The 7,274-nt window shown below is 72.3% G+C and carries 11 protein-coding genes; 7 read left to right on the top strand and 4 right to left on the bottom strand.

Annotated elements, in window-relative coordinates; genetic code table 11:
• On the bottom strand, nucleotides 1-700 hold a 700-nt coding region (locus ACWC91_RS36025; protein ID WP_450726215.1), incomplete at its 3' end, for a type III polyketide synthase.
• 149 nt (nucleotides 701-849) lie between these two features.
• Between ACWC91_RS36025 and ACWC91_RS36020 the strand changes: the two genes are divergently transcribed.
• A complete protein-coding gene (locus tag ACWC91_RS36020; protein WP_450726213.1) occupies nucleotides 850-1,719 on the top strand; it encodes a UbiA family prenyltransferase in 870 nt (289 codons plus the stop codon).
• A 134-nt stretch (nucleotides 1,720-1,853) separates the two neighbouring features.
• Here the strand turns inward: ACWC91_RS36020 and ACWC91_RS36015 are convergent, their stop codons facing one another.
• The 3 genes from ACWC91_RS36015 to ACWC91_RS36005 form a co-directional block, all read right to left on the bottom strand.
• Nucleotides 1,854-2,168 carry a hypothetical protein gene (locus ACWC91_RS36015; RefSeq protein ID WP_450645105.1) on the bottom strand — a complete coding sequence of 105 codons (315 nt, stop codon included), beginning with the start codon at nucleotides 2,166-2,168 and terminating at the stop codon, nucleotides 1,854-1,856.
• 62 nt (nucleotides 2,169-2,230) lie between these two features.
• Nucleotides 2,231-2,908 (bottom strand): hypothetical protein, encoded by a 678-nt coding sequence (locus ACWC91_RS36010; protein WP_450726211.1) that lies wholly within the window; start codon nucleotides 2,906-2,908, stop codon nucleotides 2,231-2,233.
• The gene (locus ACWC91_RS36005) at nucleotides 2,899-3,474 is read right to left on the bottom strand and encodes an RNA polymerase sigma factor (protein WP_225078421.1); all 576 of its coding nucleotides are present in this window, start codon (nucleotides 3,472-3,474) and stop codon (nucleotides 2,899-2,901) included. Before ACWC91_RS36005 ends, ACWC91_RS36010 begins: the two co-directional genes overlap by 10 nt.
• Nucleotides 3,475-3,629: 155 nt before the next feature.
• Here ACWC91_RS36005 and ACWC91_RS36000 point away from each other — a divergent pair, with 155 nt between their 5' ends.
• The 6 genes from ACWC91_RS36000 to ACWC91_RS35975 all read left to right on the top strand — a co-directional run bounded on the left by ACWC91_RS36000 (nucleotide 3,630) and on the right by ACWC91_RS35975 (nucleotide 7,228).
• The gene (locus tag ACWC91_RS36000) at nucleotides 3,630-4,112 is read left to right on the top strand and encodes an Asp23/Gls24 family envelope stress response protein (protein WP_225078420.1); all 483 of its coding nucleotides are present in this window, start codon (nucleotides 3,630-3,632) and stop codon (nucleotides 4,110-4,112) included.
• Nucleotides 4,113-4,195: 83 nt separating this feature from the next.
• Nucleotides 4,196-4,363: a hypothetical protein gene (locus tag ACWC91_RS35995; RefSeq protein ID WP_450644877.1), complete on the top strand. Its 168-nt coding sequence runs from the start codon at nucleotides 4,196-4,198 to the stop codon at nucleotides 4,361-4,363.
• Nucleotides 4,360-4,773 (top strand): Asp23/Gls24 family envelope stress response protein, encoded by a 414-nt coding sequence (locus ACWC91_RS35990; RefSeq protein WP_225078418.1) that lies wholly within the window; start codon nucleotides 4,360-4,362, stop codon nucleotides 4,771-4,773. Before ACWC91_RS35995 ends, ACWC91_RS35990 begins: the two co-directional genes overlap by 4 nt.
• 52 nt (nucleotides 4,774-4,825) lie before the next feature.
• On the top strand, nucleotides 4,826-5,539 hold the full coding sequence (locus tag ACWC91_RS35985; RefSeq protein WP_376506317.1) for a DUF6286 domain-containing protein: 714 nt from the start codon (nucleotides 4,826-4,828) through the stop codon (nucleotides 5,537-5,539).
• Nucleotides 5,540-5,567: 28 nt separating this feature from the next.
• Entirely contained in the window at nucleotides 5,568-6,176 is a 609-nt protein-coding gene (locus tag ACWC91_RS35980; protein ID WP_450644875.1) for an alkaline shock response membrane anchor protein AmaP, read from the top strand.
• A 596-nt stretch (nucleotides 6,177-6,772) separates the two neighbouring features.
• The gene (locus tag ACWC91_RS35975; protein WP_450644873.1) at nucleotides 6,773-7,228 is read left to right on the top strand and encodes a DoxX family protein; all 456 of its coding nucleotides are present in this window, start codon (nucleotides 6,773-6,775) and stop codon (nucleotides 7,226-7,228) included.
• The last annotated feature ends 46 nt before the right edge of the window (nucleotides 7,229-7,274 follow it).

Here is a 7,274-nt window from a genome sequence, read left to right as displayed (position 1 = left end):
AGCTCCTGATGTCCCAGCCCATGACGCGCCCGGTGTCCGGATACAGGTGGCTGCGGGTGTCCACGATCGTCGGGCCGACGGTCGCGTCCGGGCGGTCCGCGCCGCAGGCGACGACCGCGGCGGCGCCGTCGCCGAACAACCCGGTGGCGACCAGGTTGGCCACGGAGGCGTCGTTGCGCTGGAAGGTGAGGGAGCACAGTTCGACCGACAGCAGTACTGCCACGTGGTCGGGCCGGCCCAGCAGGTAGTCGTGCATACGGGCCAGGCCTGCAGCGCCGCCGGCGCAGCCGAGGCCGAAGAGGGGCAGTCTTGTGACGTCCGGCCGCAGTCCGAGGCGGCCGGCCACCCGTGCGTCGATCGAGGGAACGGCGATGCCGGTGACGGAGGTGAAGATCAGCAGGTCGACGTCGGCTGCGGACAGGCCGGCCCTCTGCAGTACGGCTCTCACTGCCTTGGCGCCCAGACCGGTGGCGGCGGCGATGAAGACGTCGTTGGCGGCGCCGAATCCGTCCAGTTCCTCGTACCGTTCCAGCGGCAGTGTCATGTGGCGCGAGCGGACCTTCGCGCTGCGGTGCAGCCGGTCCAGGACCCGGCGGTCGGTGCCCTCGGGCAGGCAGGTGCGGGCCACCATGTCGGTGATCTCGGACTGGGTGCGACGGTGCGGTGCGAGGGCACCGTGAACGGCGGCGATCCGCGTCATGGGGTTCCCGTCCGGCTGTCGACTGGGGTGAGTTGCTCTGCACGTGTTCCCCGAACCCGGGCTCCGGCACCATGGATCGCCCGTCCGGCCGTTCGTTCCGGGGCGCGTGCTCCACGCGTGTCGGGGCCGGGACTCCTACGATCGGCCGGGTGGGCACTCCTGAGCAGTCGACGGCCGGCGGTGTGGCCGCGATGTGGGCCGGCCGGTTGGGTGGCCTGGCCGGGTCGTGCCACCCCGGGCCTGTAGTGGCGGTCACCGCGTTGATGGCAGCGCTGGCCGTGACCGCCGGCCAGGGCGCCGCACGTTGTGTCCTGGCCACCGCCGCCGTTCTGAGCGGGCAGTTGTCCGTCGGCTGGTGCAACGACGCGTTCGACGCGCGCCGGGACATCGCCGCCGGCCGCCGTGGCAAACCCGTCGTCGACGGCGCGGTGGGCGTGACGCAGGTGTGGGTGGCCGCGTATGCCGCGCTGGCGCTGTGCGTGCCGTTGTCGTTCGCATGTGGCCTGTGGGCGGGCGTCGTTCACCTGGCTGGAGTGGCGGCGGCGTGGGCGTACAACCTGTGGCTCAAGGCGACAGCTTGGTCCTGGGCTCCGTACGCGGTGGGTTTCGCCGCGCTCCCGGCGTTCGTGGCGCTGGGGCTCCCAGGGCAGCCCTGGCCGGCCTGGTGGGTTGTCACCGCCGGGGCGCTACTGGGGGTCGGTGCCCATCTGGGCGACGTGCTGCCGGACATCCGCGGGGATCTGGCGACGGGCGTACGGGGATTTCCGCACCGGCTGGGCCCGGACGGCGCGCGGCTGCTGCTGCCGGTGCCGCTGGCGACCGCGTCCGCGGTTCTGACGCTGGGGCCCGCCGGACCACCCGGCAGATGGGGAGTGGTGGCACTCGTGGTGGCCGGCCTGGTCGCGGTGGCGGGGACGGTGCTGGGACGCCGCTGGGAGCGAGCGGCGTTCGCGGCAGCGGTCGCCGTGGCGGTGGTGGACGTGACGTTGCTGCTGGTACGCGGTATCCGGATCGCCTGATCGTCCGGCGGTTCCTGTCGTTGCGACGAGGAAGCTACTGGTCAGCTGGATCCGGGAGTTGGGCGAGCCGGTCGAGGACGGCCGTGATGCAGCCGGGCCAGTGGCCGGCAAGACGGCGGCCGGGCGTGCGGCGCTCAGACTGTGCGGTCCCGGGTGGCGATGCGGGTCACCGTGACCGTGACCGTCACGGTGACCGCCACCGGGGCGTCGTGTGCGGCGAGGTAGGAGAGGACAGCGGCCCGTACCCGGTCGTGGACATCCCGGGCGGTGTCCACCACCCTGCGGCCTTCAGTCAGGACGCAGCGCACCTCGATGTGCCATCCCGAGCCGTCGGGCACCCGGTCGATGCGCACACCTGCCTCGGGGGCATGTTGAGCTGTTGTCTCCGGCCAAGTGGGTGAGGCCGCAGCCGCGAGGCGGTGGGCGAGGCGGGGCTGCAGGCCGGCCACGCCGGGAACCGTGAGGGCCGCTGCGGCCGCGACACGGAGGGGCGGCGTTCCGGTGGCGGCCATCAGGCACCACCGCCTGTGGTCTGGCCGGAGCCCGCGGGGCCGACCTGTACGGGCGGCTCCAGTACGTCGACCACGATGATGTCGACGGCCGTCACGTCCAGCCCCAGGGCGTGTCCGGCGGCATCGACGATCGCCTCGCGTACTTGATCGACACTGTCGGGCAGCGGGCGGTCGAGGGCGGCGGCCAGGGTCATGGTCACCCGCACGGCGGTGCCACCTGCGGGCACGAGCCGGCAGGACACGGCCCTCGCCCCGGGGACCGTGTCCGCGGCATGCCGCAGCACTTTCGCCGCGGCGCTCTCGGCGATCAGCAGATCCAGCATCGTGTCGGCCAGCGGGAGCAGCCGTCCCAGCCGGACCTCGGCCCTGACGATGCACATGACGCGGTCGGTCAGCGCCTGCAGGCCGGGAGGGTCCTTGGCACGCAGCGCCCGCGTGGCCGCGTTCAGCCTGGCCAGCCCCTCGACGGCCTCGCGGCACTGGGGACATGACATGGTGTGCGGATCCGCAGTCGGCGTCGCGTCCTGCGCCTGTTCCCAGACCTGGCTGAGCAGGCGGCCGCAGGTCAGTACCTCGTCACCGGCGAGCGGAGCCGCGTCATCGATGGCCGGGTGGCCGGGAGCCCCATCGTCTCCGGGCGGTTCGGAAGGCCGCGCGTGCGGGTCGTCTAGCGCCATGGGGCCATCGCCTCCTTCAGGGACCGGCGTGCCCTGAACAGTCTGCCGCGCACCGTCTGCTCACTGGTCTGTGTCACGACAGCGATCTCCTTGTAGGGCAGACCCTGCAGCTCCCGCAGGATCCAGCAGACACGCTGTCCGGCGTCCAGCTCGCCGAGCGCGCACGTCAGGGCGGCCGCCTCCGCGTCCTCCTCTGCGGCTCGGGCGGGCGAACTCCACTCGCCGCCCGTCGCGGGCTCGGCGACGGCGTCCAGTGGAAGGGGTGGTGGTCGGCGGCGTCGCGAGTTCAGGCAACGGTTGACGGTGATGCGGTACATCCAGGTGGAGAACTCCGCATCGTGACGGTATTCCGGCAGCCGCCGCCAGGCGCTGACGAAGGCGTCCTGAACGGCCTCCTCGGCGTCCTGGGCGTTACCGAGCATGCAGCAGGCCAGACCGAGCAGAGGCCGGCTGTGCCGCCGGACGAGAACAGCGAAGGCGTCCTCGTCCCCCTCGGCAGCCCAGACAGCCAGCAGCCCATCCGGCAGGTCGCCTCCCAGAGGTGCGGAACCGGTCCGTTCGATCATGCCTCTCCTGCTCATGGTTCAGGACCATCGCGTACCCACCCCCTTACATGTGATGCGCATCACATAAAGCGCCTGTGAGAAGTCCGCCGCGCCGCGTGTCCAACCTTTCGACGGGCACCACGCCGGTGTCCGACCGACCGATCGAGGCGACCGCCATGACGGACAACATCACCAGCGTCGGGGCGGACAGCCGGCCCGACGCGGGCGTGAGCGCGCTGAAGGGCCGCACCGGAGCCGGAACTCCGGCCGAGACCCGGGGGAAGACCACCATCGCGGACGGCGTAGTGGCCAAGATCGCGGGCATGGCCGCCCGCGAGGTACCGGGCATCCACAACCTCGGGGCGGGCATGGCCCGTGCCTTCGGTGCCGTGCGGGAACGCGTCCCCGGCGGAGGCGGCAGCGTCACACAAGGGGTGAAGGTCGAGGTGGGCGAGCGGCAGGCCGCCGTGGACCTGGACGTCGTCGTCGAGTACGGCGTCCCCATCGTCGACGTCGCCGGCGACGTGCGCACCAACGTGATCAGCGCTGTGGAGCGGATGACGGGACTGGAGGTCGTCGAGGTGAACATCGCCGTCGACGACGTCCACCTTCCCGACGAGGAGGAGGAGTCCCGACCGGACGAGGGCCGCGTGAGGTGATCCGCCGTGACCGCCGCCACCACCGCGTTCCGGCGTAAGCGGCTGATCACGCGGATGACGCTCGCGAGACGGGTGAGTGCATCATGAACACAGCGACCACGGGCCTCGTGGCCGGGATGGCCCTGGGCTTCGCCGGTTACTTCGGCGGCTTCTGGGCATTTCTGCTGGTTCTGGTCCTGGGGGCGGTGGGGCTGATCGTCGGCCTCGTCGTGCAGGGCGACCTCGACCTCCACGCACGGAGGCGACGGTGAGGACCCTGCCCGGTACCCCACCTTCCGGCGAAGGATCCGGCCCGTCAGCGCGGGCCGCCGGCCTGCCGCCTCCGGCCGAACGGGGCGCCACCGTCATCCCGGACAGGGTGGTCGCCCGTATCGCCACCCAGGCCGCACGCACGGCCCGGTCCCGGCGTGCCGCCCTCCCGCGCGACCCGAGTGGAACGGCGGCACCCAGCGCCTCCGCCGCGGTCCGGAGCGGATCGGTGCGCCTCCACCTGACCATGGAACTGCCCTACCCCATCGACATCCCCCATGTCTGCGAGCGGATTCAGCGGGACGTCGCCGAACAGGTGGCTCAGCTGACCGGCTTGCGGGTGGGAGAGGTCACCCTCACCGTCCGACGGCTGGTGGCGACCTCCGGCGCGAACCGGGGGCGGGTCCTGTGACCAGCCACCCGGCCCGCACCACCGGGCCCACCACGCGGGAAGGAGGACCGGAATGACACCCGACCCGGAACCTCCCGCCCGCGACTCCGCGCCGCCCCCGCGCCGTGCAGCGGTCCCGCCGACGAAGACGCCCGAGGGGCCGAGGGAGCCCGCCGCGGAGCCCGGTCCACCTCCCGAACACCACACGCCCCCGCCGAGCCTGACGGCCGACGAGCGCGACAGAGGGCACCGGACCCATCGTCCGTGGTCCGCGCGCCGCATTCCGGCCGCGCTGGTCGCCTCGGTGGTCCTCGTGGCGGCGGTCGCGGCGCTGGCCGACGTCGTCGCCGTACGGGCGGGACGCCCCGCGGCAGCCTGGCGGCAGCACCTGACCGACGCCCTGGCCACCCGCCCCGTGGACGACGTGTGGATGCTCACGGGAGCCGCCGTGGCCGCCGCCGTCGGCGTCTGGCTGATCGTCCTGGCCCTCACCCCTGGCCTGCGCCACTGGCTGCCCCTGCGCTCCCCCGCGCCCGGGCTGCGGGCCTCCCTGGACCGCGATGGCACCGCCGCTCTGCTGCGCGACGCCGCCATGCGGGTACCCGGGGTCGGCAAGGCTCGCATCCGGGTGCGCCGCCACCGCGTCAAAGCCCGCGCGGACGTCCGCTTCCGCGATCCTCGACAGGTGAAGGACGACCTCACCGCCGTCCTCGACGAGGAGCGCCACCGGCTCACCCTCGCCCGCCCTCCCCGCATCGTCGTACGGGTGCGGCGACGTACCAACTGACCGGAGAACCCGGACCCGGAGCCTCACCATGACGCCGCGACCCGCACTCAACCGCAGTCTGCTGGCCCTCGCCGGACTGGTCCTGCTCGGCGGCGGACTGCTGATCCTCTTCGCCGGGTTCGACGTCTACCGGCGACACGATCTGGTCCCGCCCGCCGGCTGGCCCCTGACCACCCCGGGCGACGTCCTGCTCGGCTCCGCCGACCGGGCTCGCTGGAGCGGCCAGGGCTGGTGGTGGTGGCCCGCCGTCATCGCCGCCCTCGCCCTCGTCGCCCTGCTCGCCCTGGGGTGGCTGCTCGCCCAACTGCGCCGGCGCCGCCCCGGAACGCTGTCCGTCGGCGGCACACCCCCGCAGGAAGGCGTCGAACTGCGCGACCGGGCGCTCAGCGACGCGATCGCCACCGAAGCCGGTGCCCTGCCGGGGGTTGAGCATGCGGCCGTACTCATCACCGGCCGGCCGGCCCATCCCCGCACCCGCGTCAGGCTCACCCTCACCCCTCAGAGGGCACCCGGCGCCGCTCTGGACGCCCTCTGCGAAGGCCCGCTCCGAACCGCCCACCGGTCCACTGGCCTCCCTGACATGCCCACCGAGATCCGCCTACAGGTCGCCCGCCACAAACCACACCGCGCGGAGTAAGGAGGCGGACCGTTCACGCCGTCCTCGCTCTGCACCTTCACCGCGGCCCCCTCCACAATCAGCGGCGCTTCCAGCGGCGACCGACCGGAAGTTGACCGCGGCGGTCGAGCAGACCTGGCTGAACCCGCAGATGCTCATGGAGGGCGCCCTGGAGGCACATTTCCGGCGACTGAGTATCCAAGGCCCAAGCCCCGCCAAGGAGGAAGGGTGCCGCGTGACGACGTCCGACACCGGCACTCTCCCGCCCGTCCTCACCGTCCGGCTGAGCGAGATATTCATCCGGGAACAGGAACGGCCCAGCGGGTGCCGCCCGGCGGATTCGGGTCACGGCGGCGCGTCGGGCACGAAGACGATCCGGTCAGGCGGAAGCCGGGCCGAGACCGCTCCGATCGCCTCTAGGGCGCCGATACGGGAGGTGACGCCCGTTGCCTCCGTGGCGAAGGAACGGGATTTGGACTCGGTTGCGGAGTCGGACCGTTGGCCAAATGTTGAACTAGCAAGCATTCGTCAGGCCTGCCTAACGTGTCGCTCATCGATTTCCGTCCCCCTGGACCAGTCCGTGCGCGGACCGGTACCAAACCGTAGGAGCCCCCCACATGACCGCGCGCCTCAACAGTGCCCAGCCATACGTCGTCGGACTGTTCCGCATCGTCGTAGGCCTGCTCTTCACCTGCCACGGAGCCGCCTCGCTCTTCGGCGTCCTCGGTGGCGCGGCGGGCACCAAGGGCGGCACCGTCCCGACCGGTGCCTGGCCGTTCTGGTACGCCGCCCTGATCGAGCTCGTCGCCGGCGCCCTGGTACTGCTCGGACTCGGCACCCGCGGTGCCGCGTTCCTGGCGTCCGGCTCGATGGCGTACGCGTACTTCGATGTGCACCAGCCGTCCGCCCTGTGGCCGATCCAGAACGGCGGGGATCTGCCGGTGATGTTCTGCTGGTCCTTCCTGCTGCTGGTCTTCACCGGTTCCGGCGCGTTCGGCCTCGACCAGCTCATAGCCTCCCGGCCCGCCACCGGGCAGAAGACCGAGCCGGCCTCGGAGCCCGTCACGGCCTGAGCCCTCACCTACCCCTGCGGCTCAGTCCGGCAGGCGCGACGGGGAT

Source organism: Streptomyces sp. NPDC001204, assembly GCF_053598035.1.
Note: the sequence above shows the minus strand (reverse complement) of the source record. Positions and strands in the feature narration are given on the sequence as shown.

Bases quoted from the DNA above. Each gene is read 5' to 3' on its own strand.
- ACWC91_RS35975 (WP_450644873.1), top strand. From the start codon at position 6,773: ATGACCGCGCGCCTCAACAGTGCCCAGCCATACGTCGTCGGACTGTTC.
- ACWC91_RS36010 (WP_450726211.1), bottom strand. From the start codon at position 2,908: ATGGCGCTAGACGACCCGCACGCGCGGCCTTCCGAACCGCCCGGAGAC.
- ACWC91_RS35985 (WP_376506317.1), top strand. From the start codon at position 4,826: ATGACACCCGACCCGGAACCTCCCGCCCGCGACTCCGCGCCGCCCCCG.
- ACWC91_RS36000 (WP_225078420.1), top strand. From the start codon at position 3,630: ATGACGGACAACATCACCAGCGTCGGGGCGGACAGCCGGCCCGACGCG.
- ACWC91_RS35980 (WP_450644875.1), top strand. From the start codon at position 5,568: ATGACGCCGCGACCCGCACTCAACCGCAGTCTGCTGGCCCTCGCCGGA.
- ACWC91_RS35995 (WP_450644877.1), top strand. From the start codon at position 4,196: ATGAACACAGCGACCACGGGCCTCGTGGCCGGGATGGCCCTGGGCTTC.
- ACWC91_RS36005 (WP_225078421.1), bottom strand. From the start codon at position 3,474: ATGATCGAACGGACCGGTTCCGCACCTCTGGGAGGCGACCTGCCGGAT.